The 15,494-nt window shown below is 61.4% G+C and carries 12 protein-coding genes; 10 read left to right on the top strand and 2 right to left on the bottom strand.

Features of this window, described 5'->3' with window-relative positions:
* Window positions 1–43: 43 nt before the first annotated feature.
* Both AC04SG_RS13220 and AC04SG_RS13215 read left to right on the top strand, forming a co-directional pair.
* The gene (locus tag AC04SG_RS13220; protein ID WP_488551385.1) at window positions 44–1,228 is read left to right on the top strand and encodes an HlyD family type I secretion periplasmic adaptor subunit; all 1,185 of its coding nucleotides are present in this window, start codon (window positions 44–46) and stop codon (window positions 1,226–1,228) included.
* 5 nt (window positions 1,229–1,233) lie between these two features.
* Window positions 1,234–1,719: a ribbon-helix-helix domain-containing protein gene (locus AC04SG_RS13215; protein ID WP_488551384.1), complete on the top strand. Its 486-nt coding sequence runs from the start codon at window positions 1,234–1,236 to the stop codon at window positions 1,717–1,719.
* A gap of 27 nt (window positions 1,720–1,746) precedes the next feature.
* Here AC04SG_RS13215 and AC04SG_RS13210 read toward each other — a convergent pair whose 3' ends face one another.
* Window positions 1,747–2,691, bottom strand: a complete 945-nt coding sequence (locus tag AC04SG_RS13210) for a transglutaminase-like cysteine peptidase (RefSeq protein ID WP_488551383.1) — start codon at window positions 2,689–2,691, stop codon at window positions 1,747–1,749.
* A gap of 200 nt (window positions 2,692–2,891) precedes the next feature.
* Here AC04SG_RS13210 and AC04SG_RS13205 point away from each other — a divergent pair, with 200 nt between their 5' ends.
* The 8 genes from AC04SG_RS13205 to AC04SG_RS13170 all read left to right on the top strand — a co-directional run bounded on the left by AC04SG_RS13205 (window position 2,892) and on the right by AC04SG_RS13170 (window position 14,306).
* Entirely contained in the window at window positions 2,892–7,127 is a 4,236-nt protein-coding gene (locus tag AC04SG_RS13205; RefSeq protein ID WP_488551382.1) for a beta strand repeat-containing protein, read from the top strand.
* A 60-nt stretch (window positions 7,128–7,187) separates the two neighbouring features.
* The gene (locus AC04SG_RS13200; RefSeq protein WP_352558739.1) at window positions 7,188–7,559 is read left to right on the top strand and encodes a hypothetical protein; all 372 of its coding nucleotides are present in this window, start codon (window positions 7,188–7,190) and stop codon (window positions 7,557–7,559) included.
* 36 nt (window positions 7,560–7,595) lie between these two features.
* Window positions 7,596–8,345: a lytic transglycosylase domain-containing protein gene (locus AC04SG_RS13195; protein WP_488551381.1), complete on the top strand. Its 750-nt coding sequence runs from the start codon at window positions 7,596–7,598 to the stop codon at window positions 8,343–8,345.
* 220 nt (window positions 8,346–8,565) lie between these two features.
* Window positions 8,566–9,765 carry a type 1 periplasmic-binding domain-containing protein gene (locus AC04SG_RS13190; protein ID WP_488551380.1) on the top strand — a complete coding sequence of 400 codons (1,200 nt, stop codon included), beginning with the start codon at window positions 8,566–8,568 and terminating at the stop codon, window positions 9,763–9,765.
* A 32-nt stretch (window positions 9,766–9,797) separates the two neighbouring features.
* On the top strand, window positions 9,798–10,502 hold the full coding sequence (locus tag AC04SG_RS13185) for a thermonuclease family protein (protein WP_488551379.1): 705 nt from the start codon (window positions 9,798–9,800) through the stop codon (window positions 10,500–10,502).
* Window positions 10,503–10,664: 162 nt separating this feature from the next.
* Window positions 10,665–11,417 carry a GGDEF domain-containing protein gene (locus tag AC04SG_RS13180; protein ID WP_488551378.1) on the top strand — a complete coding sequence of 251 codons (753 nt, stop codon included), beginning with the start codon at window positions 10,665–10,667 and terminating at the stop codon, window positions 11,415–11,417.
* A 252-nt stretch (window positions 11,418–11,669) separates the two neighbouring features.
* Entirely contained in the window at window positions 11,670–12,143 is a 474-nt protein-coding gene (locus tag AC04SG_RS13175) for a hypothetical protein (protein WP_488551377.1), read from the top strand.
* A gap of 144 nt (window positions 12,144–12,287) precedes the next feature.
* Window positions 12,288–14,306: a sigma-54-dependent Fis family transcriptional regulator gene (locus tag AC04SG_RS13170; RefSeq protein WP_488551376.1), complete on the top strand. Its 2,019-nt coding sequence runs from the start codon at window positions 12,288–12,290 to the stop codon at window positions 14,304–14,306.
* 109 nt (window positions 14,307–14,415) lie between these two features.
* Here the strand turns inward: AC04SG_RS13170 and AC04SG_RS13165 are convergent, their stop codons facing one another.
* A complete protein-coding gene (locus AC04SG_RS13165; RefSeq protein WP_488551375.1) occupies window positions 14,416–15,459 on the bottom strand; it encodes an NAD(P)-dependent alcohol dehydrogenase in 1,044 nt (347 codons plus the stop codon).
* Window positions 15,460–15,494 lie beyond the last annotated feature (35 nt).

Below are 15,494 nucleotides of genomic sequence, written 5' to 3'. Positions count from 1 at the left end.
AAACAGACTTGTTGAGTGCATTCAATACGTTGGGGCATGGGAAATGCTTGCCAGGCAAGACCGCCCGCCGCTTTTTGCGTCGGCGTCGATATTCATCATCGGAGCGCTTTTTGCGAGTTCGGTCGCCTGGGCGTCCTTTGCCGAGGTCGATGAAATCGCACGCGGCGACGGCAAAATCATACCCGCGTCGAAGACCCAGATCATCCAGGCCAGCGAGCCCGGCGTTGTTCAGGAAATCGCTGTGAAGATCGGGCAGATCGTCAAGAAGAACGACCTCATCATTCGCCTCGACAATACCTTCAACACCTCAAGCCTTGGCGAGCAGCAGGCCAAGGCGCGGGCGCTGCAGACGCGCATTGCACGGCTCAAATTCGAACAGACCGGCAATCTCGAGGGCGCATTTCCCTGCCCGTCCGAGATCCAGAACGTCGCGCCGGAAATCTGCGACAACGAGCAGAAGCTGCTCATCGCGCGCCGCGACAACTTCGAAGTCAAGCTATCGGTTCTCAAGTCGCGCCTCGATCAGCGCGAGAAGGAACTGGATGAGGCCAACGCCAATGCAGATCGCCTCACCAAGAATCTGGCCGTCAGCGACCAGGAGGCGAAGCTGGTCGAAGCGATGGTCAAGAAAGGCCTGATGGCGCGAACCGAGCAACTCCGCGTCGAGCGCGAGCAGACCGAGCTCAATGGTCAGCTGGCACTCGCCGGCGAAACCATCAAGAAAGCCAAGTCGGCCATCACGGAAGCCCAGCTTCAGGTCGATGAACTCGGCCTGCAGCTGCAACAGGAAGCGCTCAGCGACCTGACACAGGCGCTCGCCGACCTCTCGGTGGTGGATGAGACGATACGCGGTGCCACCGACAAGGTGGCGCGCACCGACATACGGTCGCCTGTCGACGGTATCGTCAACACGCTCGACATCAACACGGTCGGCGCGTTCGTCCAGCCCGGCGCCGTCGTCGCGGGCATCGTGCCGACCTCCGAGACCCTGCTGGTCGAAGCGCGGGTTTCACCGCGAGACGTCGCCTTCATCCGGCCGGGGCAGGATGCACTGATCAAGGTGACTGCCTATGACTTCTCGATCTTCGGCGGCATCGAAGGCAAGGTCTCGAACATCACCGCCGACAGCCTGGTCGACCAGAAGACTGGCGAACCCTACTATCAGGTTCGCGTCGCCACGGCACGCGCCGCGGCATTCGTCTGGAGCGTGCGTTCTGGACCTCGCTGAAGCAAATGGCCGAAAACCGGAAATGCACGATCGGCATGCTGATCGAAGAGATCGCCGAGAGCCACGCCAACACCGGAAACCTGACATCGGCAATCCGCGTAGCTTGCATGCGTGGACTGGCCGACGAGAACCTAACCTTGCAGCGGCTGGCGTCGATCAAGACCATCAACGCCATTCTGGTCGCCTGTCCCTCGCCGGCCTTTGCACTGTCATCGTCGAAGAAGATCCTGACCTTCAATGCGCCGTTCCAGCAACTGGTGCGTCGTCAATTGCCGGCGGCGCCGAACGAGGACACGCGCCACGACCTCAAGCTGGCTCTGGACCTCCATGTCGCCGACATATTCGCCAGGCTCGAGGCCAATGGCGAGACGCCGGTCGCCACCGGTTTCGTCATCGGCGCCGGTGACCGCCGCTACCGGGGTCAACTGAACGCGGTGCGGGCGCCGGTGGTCGAGCCGGAACTGCTGATGGCGTTCGTCTTCGGCGGCTAGGGCGCCCAAGACACCCTGACGGCATACTTACTGTTGCAGACCTTCGCCCGGCGCGACCGTCGAAAGGCCGCCCTTGATATCGGCGATTTGCGCAGAGCCGGTCTTTGCGCCATGGATCCATGCGCGGTCGGTGCTGAACGAATACAGCGGCACGTAGCTCGGCAGATCGCTGTCGCGCGAAACGACATTGCTCAGACTGTCGAGAATGAAGACGCCACTGCCGGTGCTGACCGACAGCACGGCATGGAAGAACCCGCGCTTGCGATCCTGCAAGACAACCAGCGACATGCTCTGAGCCGGGATGCCCGCACGCAGCAGCGCCGCCATCTTGAGGATAGCGAAATCCTCGCAGTCCCCTGCCCGGCGCTCGAGGATTTCCGAGGGCTTGGCCCAGTAGTCGAGCTTGCCGTAAACCACGCTGTCCTTCTTGTAGGCGATCGCGCGATTTATACTTGAGTTGACGAAGGACAGCTTGTCGATGAAGCGCTTGTCCCGGGCTGCCTCGACGATCCCGGCAAAGGTGCTGTTCTTGCGCTCGCATGCACTGCCCGCGGTGCACTCGACAATTGCCTTATAGACAGGCGCCCAGCGCGCCGAGACCGGGAAATTGCGCATCGACAGGGCAACCGAACCGAACACGCCGGGAATGATCGCCGCCGTCTGGATCGGGTCGATCCCGGCGTCGTCCTGTGCAATCGCAGGATCGCGCTTTTCATTAACGGCTACAGGACCATAGCTACCGAAAATCAAGCCGATCCTGTAGGCCGAAACAGGCTGCCAAGGCTGTGGCCGCAGCAGCGAAACGCCGCCGAGACTGGGCGGGGTTTCGACCGCCGCCAGCATTCCAGCGACAGCGCCGGCATCCGCGGCAACGGCACTCGCGGATGATGGCTGCGGCAGGCTTGCGATGCCCATTGCCAGCAGGAGCAGCTTGAGCCCGGTTATCCCCGGGGCAGATTTTTCTTTTTTCATAACGCCCACCTTTGACTGTGGACGCTACCAATCTTGTCTCAAATTACTGGAAAGGAAGGTGGATAAGTTTCCGGCAACCCGGAACATCTATTTTGCATAAAATTTTATTCAATTTTATACTACTTTTTGCCAACCCATCCCGACTGACGGATATCAAACGGGGCCACGGCCCTGCCAATGTATATCAGGTTATATGTCTGGTGTTTACCACGTGGAAAAAATGCCGAGACAGTTATATCAGAATATATGAAATTGATTACAGGATAGTTGCAAAGCAGAGGCAGTCACTGTCTCTTCCCGGGAAATACCGGAGGGGTTTGGTTATGACGAACAGTAACGAATTGGACACCGTCTCGAATTCCTGGGACGAGCACTCTGCCTCTGAACGCGGCGGCTCGCCGTCGCAGGCAGGGACGCAGATAGCGCAAGCCGCCCAGGCGGCGCCTGCCGAGCCCGTACCGGTCGATGTCGGCAGCGGCGCGCCCGTCAAACAAGATGCACCTGCGGAGGCGAAGGCCCCAGCGGCAGCTGCGCCCCATGAATACGTGGCCGACGCCAGCAACGTGGTAAAGCTTCCGGCCGACGTCTCGATCGACAACATCAAGGTCGACGGCCACAACCTCGTGCTCGAACAGGCTGATGGTTCGGTCATCGTGATCAAGGATGGCGCCTTGAACGTGCCGACGTTCATCATTGGCGACGTCGAGGTACCGCGCGTTGCCTTGCTGGCAGCGCTTGAAGCAAGCCATGTCGATGTCGCCTTCGGCGCCGATGGTTCCATATCGGCCGGTCCGGGCGGTCCGAACCCAAGTGCGGGCGCAGACTTTTCGGTTCCCCCCGGTGGCATCGGCGACGGGTTTGACCTGTCGGCACTGTTGCCGCCCACGGCTCTGCAATTTGGGCTTCTGGATCGGCGCGAACTCTTCCCGTCTGTCGTCGACAGGCCAGTTTCAGTGGTGGCCACATCATTGCTCACCCCGGACCAGGCGGCCAGCGAAACCGGTATCGACGGCGGCCCGTCACAATCACCTGGCAGCGACGCGCCGAGTAACGCTGAAACCTCCGGCATCGGAACGATCAGCATCGACGCACCGGATGGTATCGGGTCGATCGTCATCAACGGCGTCACCGTTACCGGTGTCGGCCAGCAGATCCCGGGCGATTTCGGCTACCTGACGATCGTCTCCTACAATCCGAGCACGGGTGCTATCGAATACAATTACACGGTGACCGAATCGGTCACTCATCCCCTTCAGGGGGACGGATTCAATCCCAACGACACGGTTCCGGACAATTTCAGCATCACAGTTACGGATGTCGACGGCGATTCGGCCAGCACTACCTTTGCCGTCGCCATTGTCGACGACGTGCCGACGGCGGTTGCCGACACGGACAGCATCGCCGCAGGCCAGTTTGGCCCCGCGACAGGCAATGTGCTTGTCGGCGGTACGGACGCGATCGACGCGAACACCACGGACGGCGTTGCCGACACCAAGGGCGCTGACGGCGCGACAGTGGTTGGCGTCCAGGCTGGTAACACCAATGCCGCTGTCGACAATGCAGCCACGCTCGGCGTCGAAATCCAAGGCACCTACGGCAAGCTGACGCTGGCCGCCGACGGCACATACAGCTACGTTCGCGATGCAGGCACGCCCGGCGGCGTCAACGACGTCTTCACCTACACGATCAAGGACGGCGACGGCGACACCTCGCACACCACGCTGACGATTTCGATCGGCAACTCGACGCCGGAGATCACGGACCTGACGCCGGAGGCCAGTGGCGGCGACGTCATCGTCAACGAGGACGACCTGCTGGCCAGCCGCGGGCTTGACGAATCGGATGGGTCGGACAGCTCCAAGGAGAGCACGACGCAGGGCGGCACCTTCACCATCTCCTCGCCCGACGGCATCGCCTCGCTGGCGATCGACGGCCACACCTTCATCACCAACGGCATGTTCACGGGTAGCTCGTTCACCACTGCGCTGGGCAACACGCTGACTGTCACGGCCTACAACGCCGGCACCGGCGAGGTGAGCTACACCTACACGCTTCTCGACAACCAGGCGCATGACCCCATTCAGGGCCAGAATAATCTGTTCGAGAACTTTACCGTAACGCTGACCGATCAGGATCTGCAGAGCACCAATGGCACGCTGACCGTCAACATCGTCGACGACGTGCCGACGGCGAACTCGAACACCAACAGCGGTGTCGAGGGCGGCATCGTGCTCGGCAACGTGCTGACGGATGCCACGGACGACGTGTTCGGCGCCGACGGCGCGGCGGCGGGCGGCGGCGTTGTCGGCGTTCGCGTTGCGGGCGGCGACACCACGACGGCGGTGACGACGGGTATCAACACGGCGATCAACGGCAGCTTCGGCACGCTGACGCTGCAGGCCAACGGCTCCTACAGCTATGACGGCCTGCCCAACGTGGTCCCGCCGGCAGGCGCGACGGAGACGTTCGTCTACACCATCATGGATGGCGACGGCGACCTGTCGACGACGACGCTCACCATCAACCTGTCGGACAGCGGCCTGGCCGCCTCCAACGACGACCTGACGGTCAACGAGGCGGCGCTGCCGATCGGCTCCAACCCGTCGAGCACGGCAGAGACCATTGCCGGCACCGTCGTCGACAATGTGTCGGGCGGCACCGGTCCCTACACCTACGCACTGGTGAGCAACGCCGTCGGCACGCACGGCACGCTGACCTTCAACGCCAACGGCACCTACAGCTACACGCTGACCTCGCCGGTCGACGGCGTCGACGCCAACAACGGCACCAACACCGTCAACAACGTCGAGACCTTCACCTACCAGGCCACCGACGCCAACGGCAACACCATCACCAACACCATCACCATCGACGTCACCGACGACGTGCCGACTTTAGGCGCGTTTATGTCAGGCACGATTCCGAACGAGATTGGGACGGTCAATGGGACGTTTGCATTGGTTCCGGGGGCGGATGGCATCAACCATTTCAACATTATCGGGCCAGCAATCACAGGGGTGAGCTACACCACGACGGTCCAGGCTGACGGAACGACGGTGCTGCTGGCTGAGTCCTCCAGCGGAACTGACATCTATTCGCTAACTGTTCATCCAGATGGCACCTACGCCTTTGCGCTTATCACACCCGACGCGGCAACAACCGTAACCCAAACCCTCTCGGGATTGTCGCCGGGTGGTCCAACACCTTTCCTTGAAACCCCGGATGGCTTGATCGAGTTCACCGGTAGTGGGGCCGGCGTCAATTCTTCGACGCAAGGCTTCGGGGTGGCTGATCAATTTGTCGAGAATGGTGAGAACTTCACCATGGAGTTTCATACCTCCGCTACCGCGGGCAATGATGCTCCGACGCTTAACCCAAAACTCATCGGCAGCCTCAATTTCAACGTGAACAACGGCTCTGGTTCAGTTCATTGGACAGCGACCAACTCCGTGACTGGCCAAACCGAAAACGGAACGGCGACAGTCGTAGGTGGGCATCTGGTTATCGACCCTGCGATTGACTTCAACCTGATTTCCATAACTGGCGATCCCGGCGCGAAAATGAGGTTGTCGGCGGTCGACATATCTCAAACCATATTGCCATCCGACACGACCTTGCATTTTCAGGTTAGTGCGGTGGATGGGGACGGCGACGTGAGTTCAACCCAATCCCTGGACATCCATCAGGTGGCCGCGAGCTCGGGCGGATCCTTCACCCTTCCCGGCTTTGCCGGAACGGTCAACGACGTGATCGCCGGCAGCACGCATACCGATACGATCTCGGGTGGGGCCGGAACCGACATTGCCGACTATACGGGCAGTTTGGCGGCGGTCTCGATCCATCTGGCCGACGACGGGCATGCATCCGGGGCGCCGGTGACATTCAGCGATCCGGGGCTTGGCACGATCGGCGGCGGTGATGCCACCGGAGATACTCTCACGGGCATCGAGGGGTTGATCGGCGGCTCGGGCAATGATTATCTGTTCGGCAATGCCGGGGCCAATTATCTCGCAGGCGGCCTTGGCGCCGACACGCTGAACGGCGGCGGCGGCACCGACACTCTTATTGGCGGAGCCGGCAATGACCTGCTGATCGGCGGTCCTGGGCAGGATACGCTTACCGGCGGCATCGGAGCTGACACGTTCAAGCTCGAGAACCTCGACATCAACGATCTCATCACCGACTTCAATGGTGCCGAGGGCGACAAGATCGACCTGACGTCTCTCTTCGACACAGCACCTGGCGGCGCCAATGTCGGCGACTTCGTCAACTATGATGCGGCGACGGGCACGCTCAGCGTCGATGCAAACGGCACAACTGGCGGCGCCAATTTCGTCGACGTCGCGACGCTGCAGAACCACCCTGCGGCCAACACGATCACGCTGCTCTACGACGACGGCATAGCCCAGCATACGACGACGGCAAACGTGGTTTAACGGCATGGCGCGTGGCCACGCGATCATGTTATACATTGCTAATATCGAGGGGAGTTCATCATGAAACGTTCTGCAAGACTGCTGGTTTCCGCTGCGACGCTGTTGCTGGCAGTTGGGTCAACGGGTTACGCCGCCGACATCATCGAAGGGCCGGTGGCCGACTATTGCCGCACGGTCGGCACGTCGAACCTGGTGCTGAACGACAACATTGTCGATCTCAAGTCCGAGGTGGTGAAGCTGATGGACGAGTCGGTGGCTGTCGCCAACAGCTCGGAATGGATCAACTCTTCGCGCCCCGCCTTCGTCTGGGCATCGGAAGCCAAGGTCGCCTGCGGCATGGCCTACGGCTATCTCAAGACGAACTACAAAGACGAAGACACCCTCAACAAGTGTGAATGCTTCCACGACCGCATGGTCGAGTACATGAACTGACCGGAAGGGATCTGGCCGTGCCGGTTGGCTGACCCGATGGTCGGCGGACGATCGACGAAGGCGATCGCTGCGGCGATCGCATTGACCGGTTTTGGTCAGCTTGCCACGCAAGCCCGCGCCAACTGGCTGGAACGACCTGGCCTGGAGAGACCGTCCGGCTTGACGCGGCCGGCCCGCTGCGACGCCGCCCCGGAATGGACGCGCGAGACATTCAAGGCATTCGCGACATGTCAGGCGTCGCTCTACGGCATGGAGCCGTTGCTGGCGCACGCGGTGATGGAGATCGAGAGCGGTTTCGATCCCGATGTGCACGGCGCCGACGGCGAAGTCGGCTTGATGCAGGTAATGCCGGGAACGGCGCGAATGCTCGGCTTTCGCGGTTCGCTCGATGAGCTTGGTGCGCCGGCGACCAACATCGCGCTCGGCGTCAGATATCTGGCGCAGGCAAACAGCCTTGCCGCAGGCGATCTCTGCACCACCGTCATGAAGTATCGCGCCGGGCATGGTGAAACCCGGTTCTCCGAACTTTCGGTCCGCTACTGCCGGCGTACGCGTGCGATCCTGGCGAGAGAAGGTGTCACTGTCGCCGGGCCGCTTCCGGTGGCGACGTTTGGCTTCTCCGCATTCCCGACAGCAGGAGATGACGGCGCCCCTGCCACGGCCAAGCGGATTTGCGTGCGCCGGCTGTTCGTGCCCGGGCCGCGATACATGAAGTGCGCGGACTATCGAAGCGCCGGGCAAGCCAGAGTGATCAAGGCGCTCCGGGCAAGACTCTTCAACGGTTAGAGCAGTCCACCGTTTCGTGGAAACGGCGAACTGCTCTAACTCCTTGTTTTGACGCAATTCCCAAGGGAAAGCGCTACGCGCTTTTCCCGGGAAAACCGCTTCACACTTTTCCTGGACTTGCTCTAAACCATGGTCCAGCAATTACAAGGACGGCGAGACAAGTCTGCCGTAAGATGAATGGGATGAGACCGGGACAAACAACCGGCGGAGGGGAGGCATCATGGAATCTGGCCGGCAGGGCCACAGTTCGTGGACATGGGCGATCGTCTTTGCGCTCGCGGGCATAATATCGGGCTGCCAGTCGAAAGGCAGCGTCTCGGATGCGCTCGATCCGGCGGCGATCGCCGCACCTGGAGCGCCGGCCGCCGGCGCCGCTGCCGGCCCGGCCCAAGCCACGCAGTCGCTCGGCACCGGATCGACGAAGGTCACGATGCTGCTGCCTTTGTCGGCCCCAGGTAACGTCGGCGAAAGCGGCAGAAAGATGCTCGATGCGACCAAGCTGGCGATGGCCGACCTTGGCAATGCACTGCTCACGGTCACGGTCGAGGACACCAAGGGCGACAGCGCGCACGCCAGCGAATTGGCGGTGAAGGCTATCACCACTGGAACCAAGATTGTCATCGGCCCGGTCGAGCTTGGGGCCGCTCAGCACATAGCCAAGCTGTCGGGATCGCAGCGGCCGCCAGTGCTGGCGCTGGCCGACAATTTCGCCGGTGGCCCGGGCGTCTATGCGGCGCGCCTCAGCGAGGCCGACAGCGCGGCCGCGGGCGCGGCCGGCCTGGCGGCCAAAGGCAGCAAGAAGTTCGTGCTGCTCGTCGCGGCCGGCGCGAATGCCAGCGCGGTTGAAAAGCGGGTCGCCAACAGCCTCAGCATCTATGGCGCGACGCTCGCCGTCACCCTTCCGTATTCGGCCGGTGACGGCGGCACAAAAGCGGTCAACGACATGAGCTCACTGGTCGATGCTCCCGATGCCATCGTCATCGCCAGCGGCGACGATAACCCGTCGCAGATCCTTGCGGCGCTCAAATCGAAAGGCATTCCTGGAAAAGCAGTCGCCGTCGTTGGAACCAACCGCTGGCTGGAACATCCGATCGAACCGCTGTTTGAAGGATCCTACATCGCCACGCTCGATCCTAGCGAAACCGGGCCAATCGCCGACCGCTTCAAGACGACCTACAATTATCCGGCCGACGCCAATGTCGCCTACGCCTATGATATGGTCGCCCTGACAGCGGGGATTGCAAGTGCGGTCGGCCCCGGCGGCTTCAACAAGCAGGTGCTCGAAAATCGGAGCGGATTTCGCGGATCGACCGGCTTGTTCCGGTTTCGGGCGGACGGCTCCAGTGAGCGATCCATGCCCTTTTATCAGGTTCAAAAAGGTGCGCTCAAACTGGTCGCCAAATCGACGTCGGGGTACTGAGGGGCAAGACCCCCTGGGATCTGCTTGAGTTGATGGGCTGGCTGAGGCGCAATCGTTTGGTGGTGTTGCTCGGAAGCCTGCTGCTTCTGACCGGGGTCTTGTTGATCGTCCGAGCCGCCGATCTGCTTTCCATCGATCGACCGGTACCAGCGCCACGCCAATCCATCAACGATGGCCAGCCAACGCGACCGGTTGCGACCGTCGCCAATACGCCATGGCGAGGGCGGGCACGCAAGATTGCTCAGGACCTTATCGCGCCGCCACAACTTGATCCGGCACAAATCGAACGGGTAGAGCCGCGCCCGCCGCTCAGCGAGCTTGGCCAGGCAGCACCTGCAGGGCTGCGGATGCCAAAGGATTGGCCAGCGGTCCTGCTGTACCAACCGGTTGTCACCTCGTCGGCGACCTTCGAATCCATGGGACGCACGGTAGCCATCAGCGGGGTCCAGGGCATCGACCTGGACAAGGCTTGTTCGTTTCGCGACGTCGCTTGGCCTTGCGGCCAACGTGCTCGGGCGGCTTTCAATTCATGGCTGCGCGGTCGGGCGCTTAAATGCGTCGTGCCGCCGGAGATCGATCGTTTCGCCATTGCCGCACCGTGCAATTTGGGCAAACAGGATGTCGGTGCCTGGCTTGTCTCCAACGGCTGGGCGACGGCCTTGGCAAGTGGCATTTACGGCAAGGCGGAGGCAACGGCCAAGGGTGCCGAGATGGGCATATTCGGCCCGCCACAATAGCCGACAATTCGGTGTCGCTACCGTTGCCAGCGCAGCCTTGCGTTGAAGGCCAGGTTTCGGCCGATGGTAGGCGATTGCGCCATTACTCAAATTGTATGATTCCTCGAAACTGAATGTGCAGCACCATGGCCTATGATAGTCGATCAGGCGGGAGATTGACTAATGATGACACCGATGGCGAATAGATCGCCCCAGCAATGGAAACACGTCGCATGGCTTACCGCCTTGGGATCGGCGGGAATTTTGCTGCTTTCAGTTGGCCTCAACTATCTGCTTCTGTTCTCGGAAACATTGACGCCGTTCGGCCGCAGCATGGTCACAGCGACCCTGTTGCCGGTCATTATCGGTGGCCCGCTTCTCCTGTTCATTGGCTTGCAGCGGATCGAGCTCGGCCATTATCGAAGAGAACTCAACAAGTCGGCGACCTTTGACAGCCTGACAGGCTGCCTGAACCGCACGGTCTTCACGTCGATGGTCGACAGGAGAACAACCAGGCCGGAATCGTCCGGTCCAAGATCCGGCGCCTTCTTGGTCGTTCATCCCGAACACATCAGGTCCATCAATCTGCGCTTCGGGCTGGACTGGGGTGACGAAGCCTTGCGGCTCATAGCCGCGACCATCCAGTCATCGGTGCGCAAGGAAGATCTGGTGGGCCGCATCGGAACCTCCATGTTCGGGGTCTTTCTGCCCGGTGCGACGGAAGACGATGCCAAGGAAATTGGCGAGCGTATCCGGGCGCGCGTGGCGCAGGCCTATTTCGCTCCGAAAGGAACCGAGGATACCCTGACCATCAGCGTCGGCGGCGTGGTGTTTGAAAACGAACTGGAATTCGAAGAGATGTTCCGGTCGGCGGAATCGCTGTTATCCGGTGTCGAACACAAGCCTGGATTTCAATTGTCGCACCTGCGCCACTAACTCTGAAGCGCCGCCTATATCCGGTCGACAATCGGCAGGGCGGTCCAACCGCCCAGGGCCTTAGCCAGCACGTTTGCCTCATCCGTACTGGAGCGCCGGAAATCCCGTGTAGCAGCCACCTGCTACCACCGAGATGAATTTCAGCGCTACCTATTGTGGATGGCGGATCCAGCGATGGCAGTGTAGGGTTCGCTGCAAATAAGAATGACCCGTATCCTGGGCACTGCCAAGCCAACGAATCTGGGAGGATTCATGGTCGAGATCATCTCCAAGCGGGACGGCCCGCGGCGCGAGGATGTTCAGGTCAGGCGGCTGATCGAGCAGAACCGCTCGACCATCGTTCGCCTTGCCGACCAGATCAGCGGCGGTGGCTACTCCGCCTCCAGGCAGCCGCGCCAGCAACCGAAGCCTGAAGGGCTGATCATCCATGTTGGCGGCAGCGCGGCGACGGCCGCCGAAGCGAGCCCGTCCATCCGCGTCACCATGAACGGCCGTGTGATCTCCAAGGATCAGAACACCGGCCGCCAACTTCATCATATCGGCGATGTCCGCACCCGGAATGGGGAGCAGATCTTCGTCCTGGCAACAAAGCAGAACGGCTTTTTCTCTCCGGTCGATGAAACCATCGCCGAGGCGCTTGCCAACCTGGACGGATCGCGGCTGACCGCGACTTATACCGAAGAACAGCTTGCCGCCGACATCGGCGCGAAACTCGGCATCGACTGACCGTCGGCATTCGGGCGTCGCTGTGGACGTCCAACCCGCGAAGCATACAGAAATGGCATACCCCAAAAGGTACTGTGATGACTGAATGAAACACGCGAGCGGCACCAATCGATGAAAAGCGATGCGCTTCCGACGCGTGCGTCGATGGCCACCGGACAGCTGGCTCTGGACAACATCGACTATGATGAGCGCGCCACCATGCGCGCCTGGGAGAGTTTTCTCTCCGACGAGCCGACATCCGCTCGCGATCCGGTCCATGTTCGCTCGCTGATTCACGATTCCTGGTATCGCAGCGCTACTGGCGGCATCAATGCGCAGGGCATCGAAGCGCCGCTGAGCAGCGACCGAAACGAGATCGAGTATCTGACCCGTGCCAATGCCGAACTGCTATCGGCGGCGAGGCGATCATTCGCCTCGCTTGGCCGGTTGCTGGACGGTACGGGAGCGATGCTGGTGCTTGCCGACGGCGACGGCGTACTGATCGATGCCATCGGCGACAAGAAGACACTGCATGACGGCATGGATATTCATCTGGCCGTTGGCGGCAAATGGAACGAGGACGCCGTTGGAACCAACGGCATCGGCACGGCACTGTGGACCGGTGAGCCGATCTTCGTCCACGCCGCCGAACATTTCTGCGCCGGTATCAAATCCTGGACCTGTGCCGGCGCGCCGATTCGCGATCCGCTGGACGGCAAGATCATCGGCGTCGTCGATCTGTCAGGCTATTCGCCGATCTTCCGGCCGCACAACACGGCCCTCGTCGCCGCCACTGCCAGGCAAATCGAAAAGGCGCTTGCCGAGCAGCAGCAAGAGCAGCGCACCCGTCTGCTCGAAGCCTTCATTTCCTCTGCGCCCAGCTACCGCCGGAAGGATGGGCTGGTAATCGTCGACCATCGTGGCCGCGCGATCTTCTGCAACAACGTGCCCAACGGCGACGCGACGGAGATGATGGACGGCCCGATGGAACCGGGCCGTGGTCGCTGGCTCATGAACCTGCCGGTCTCGGGCTCCGACACCGATCTCGCCAACGCGCTGCCGCCGCATCTGCGATCCTGCCATGTCACGCCACTGAAGCTCGACGGCGACCTTCGGGGCGCGGCTCTTGTGTTTCCCTCGGTGCCAGCCGTCTCCAGCATCACGGTGACAAGCCGGGAGGGCAACAAACACCTGCGGGCAGCCGCGGCGATGATCGTCGGCGAAAGCGAAAAATTGCTGGCCGCTGTCGATGTCGCCTCCCGGGTGGCCGGCTCGAACGGGGTCACTTCGTTGCTGATAGAGGGCGAAACCGGCGTCGGAAAGGAGCTGTTTGCGCGGCTGGTCCATGCCGGCAGCCGGCGCAGCGAAAACGATCCATTCATCGCCATGAACTGTGGCGCAATCACCAAAGAGCTGTTCGGCAGCGAATTGTTCGGCCATGTGGGAGGCGCCTTTACCGGAGCTTCGCGCGACGGCAAGCCGGGCATCTTCGAACTGGCCAATGGCGGCGTGCTCAGTCTTGACGAGATCGGCGAGTTGCCGCTCGAAATCCAGCCCTTCCTGTTGCGTGTCCTGGAGGAGCGCGTGGTCCACCGCATCGGCGACTCCAGGGGTCGGCCGGTAGACGTGCGACTGGTCGCCTCGACCAATCGCGATCTCAAGCAGGAGGTCGCGGCCGGACGCTTCCGCAGCGATCTCTACTACCGCATCGGTGCGGTCTCGATCCATGTCCCGCCCCTGCGAGAACGCGGTGACGACGTGCTGCTGCTGATCGAGCATTTCAACCGGCAGATCGCGAAGCTGGGAGGCAACGATCCGCTGGAGTTCTCAAACGAAGCTTCCGACGCGCTGCTGGCCTATCGCTGGCCGGGAAATGTGCGCGAACTGAAGAACCTGGTCGAGCGGCTGCACATAATGGCGCGCTGCGGCACGATCGAACTGCAAGACCTTCCCGGAGAAATCAGTGCGGGCAATCGCAACAGCATGGCCATGCACAGCGACCATCCCACGGCCATGCTCGAAACACCGGTGTACTCTTTCGAGGATGCGGAACGCCAGGCGATCAAGAATGCGCTTGTCGCGGAGGCCGGCAATCTAAGCAAGGTTGCGCTGCGGCTCGGCATTTCGCGGCCGACACTCTATCGCAAGCTCGGCCAATACGGCATCCGGCGCGGTTTTATCTGATGCGCAGCACAAAAAGGAACCCCATGGCATTTGCGCCATGGGGTTGGGAAGTTGTGGCCGATAAATCGGACTGGCGACCGGGCTTCGTTCGGAATCCGGTCCGGTTGTTTCAGGGCACGATGACGCCACGGCCGGTGAAACGCCGGTTCTTGAAATCGTCGAGCGCGGTGTTGATGCTGGCGAGGTTGTACTCGGTGTAGTGCATCTTCACCTTACCGTCGGCGTTGAGCTCCATCAGTTCGACAAGCTCGGTGAAATTGCCGACCAGACTGCCGCCGATGTTGATCTCCTCGATGACGAGATGTGCGGTCGGCACGTTGATGTTGCCGCCATAGCCGACGACGAACAATTGTCCGCCCTTGCGCACCATCTTCCAGCAGATGTTTTCGACGCCGAGCTCGCCGACAAAGTCGATCACCACATGGGCGCCGCCGCCGGTGATCTGGCTGACTTCCTCGATGACATTCGGCCCGCCATCAAGAATGAAATCGGCGCCCAGATCCTTGGCCAGCACCCGCGCCGCCGGCTCCCGGTCGACGGCGATGATGCGACAACCCGAAATCGCGTGCAGCGATTGCAGCGCGATATGGCCGAGCCCGCCTATGCCGAGCAGCACGCAGTAACTGCCTGGCCGCAGGAGCTTTGCGGCGCGCTTGGCGGCGCGGTAGGCGGTGATGCCGGCATCGGCCAGCGGCGCCACCTCGATCGGCGTGATGTTGGCATTGAGCTTGATCAGCGAACGCTCGCTGGTGATGAAATATTCGGCGAAGCCGCCATTCATGCCAAGGCCGGGAAACTGGCCGTTATCGCAATACATGTCCTCGCCATGGCGGCAGTTGAGGCAGATGCCACACGAACGGAAGGGATGGCAGATCACCGCGTCACCGCGCTTGACCGACCTGACGCCGCTGCCGACCTCCTCGACCCAGCCGGCATTCTCGTGGCCCATGATGTAGGGCAACAGCGTTCCCTCGGGATCCATGGTCGGCTTCCACACGCCTTCAATAATGTGCAGGTCGGTACGGCAGAGGCCTGCGGCACCCACTCGCACGATCACTTCGTCGGGCGCGGTGATCGTCGGCGCCTTGACCTCCTCGATCTTGAGCAGGACGTTCATCTTCGGATCGTATTCGTAGAGTCTGGCAGCTTTCATCGTCGTATCCTTTCAACGTCGAGATTGTCTGGATT

It is taken from the genome of Mesorhizobium sp. CNPSo 4684, assembly GCF_057784315.1.
This window is presented reverse-complemented; position numbering and strand designations above follow the sequence as displayed.

Excerpts from the sequence above, each read along its gene's own strand:
- AC04SG_RS13210 (WP_488551383.1), bottom strand. The coding sequence starts at position 2,691 with ATGAAAAAAGAAAAATCTGCCCCGGGGATAACCGGGCTCAAGCTGCTC.
- AC04SG_RS13180 (WP_488551378.1), top strand. The coding sequence starts at position 10,665 with ATGATGACACCGATGGCGAATAGATCGCCCCAGCAATGGAAACACGTC.
- AC04SG_RS13220 (WP_488551385.1), top strand. The coding sequence starts at position 44 with ATGCTTGCCAGGCAAGACCGCCCGCCGCTTTTTGCGTCGGCGTCGATA.
- AC04SG_RS13215 (WP_488551384.1), top strand. The coding sequence starts at position 1,234 with ATGGCCGAAAACCGGAAATGCACGATCGGCATGCTGATCGAAGAGATC.
- AC04SG_RS13200 (WP_352558739.1), top strand. The coding sequence starts at position 7,188 with ATGAAACGTTCTGCAAGACTGCTGGTTTCCGCTGCGACGCTGTTGCTG.
- AC04SG_RS13190 (WP_488551380.1), top strand. The coding sequence starts at position 8,566 with ATGGAATCTGGCCGGCAGGGCCACAGTTCGTGGACATGGGCGATCGTC.
- AC04SG_RS13195 (WP_488551381.1), top strand. The coding sequence starts at position 7,596 with ATGGTCGGCGGACGATCGACGAAGGCGATCGCTGCGGCGATCGCATTG.
- AC04SG_RS13165 (WP_488551375.1), bottom strand. The coding sequence starts at position 15,459 with ATGAAAGCTGCCAGACTCTACGAATACGATCCGAAGATGAACGTCCTG.
- AC04SG_RS13175 (WP_488551377.1), top strand. The coding sequence starts at position 11,670 with ATGGTCGAGATCATCTCCAAGCGGGACGGCCCGCGGCGCGAGGATGTT.
- AC04SG_RS13170 (WP_488551376.1), top strand. The coding sequence starts at position 12,288 with ATGGCCACCGGACAGCTGGCTCTGGACAACATCGACTATGATGAGCGC.
- AC04SG_RS13185 (WP_488551379.1), top strand. The coding sequence starts at position 9,798 with ATGGGCTGGCTGAGGCGCAATCGTTTGGTGGTGTTGCTCGGAAGCCTG.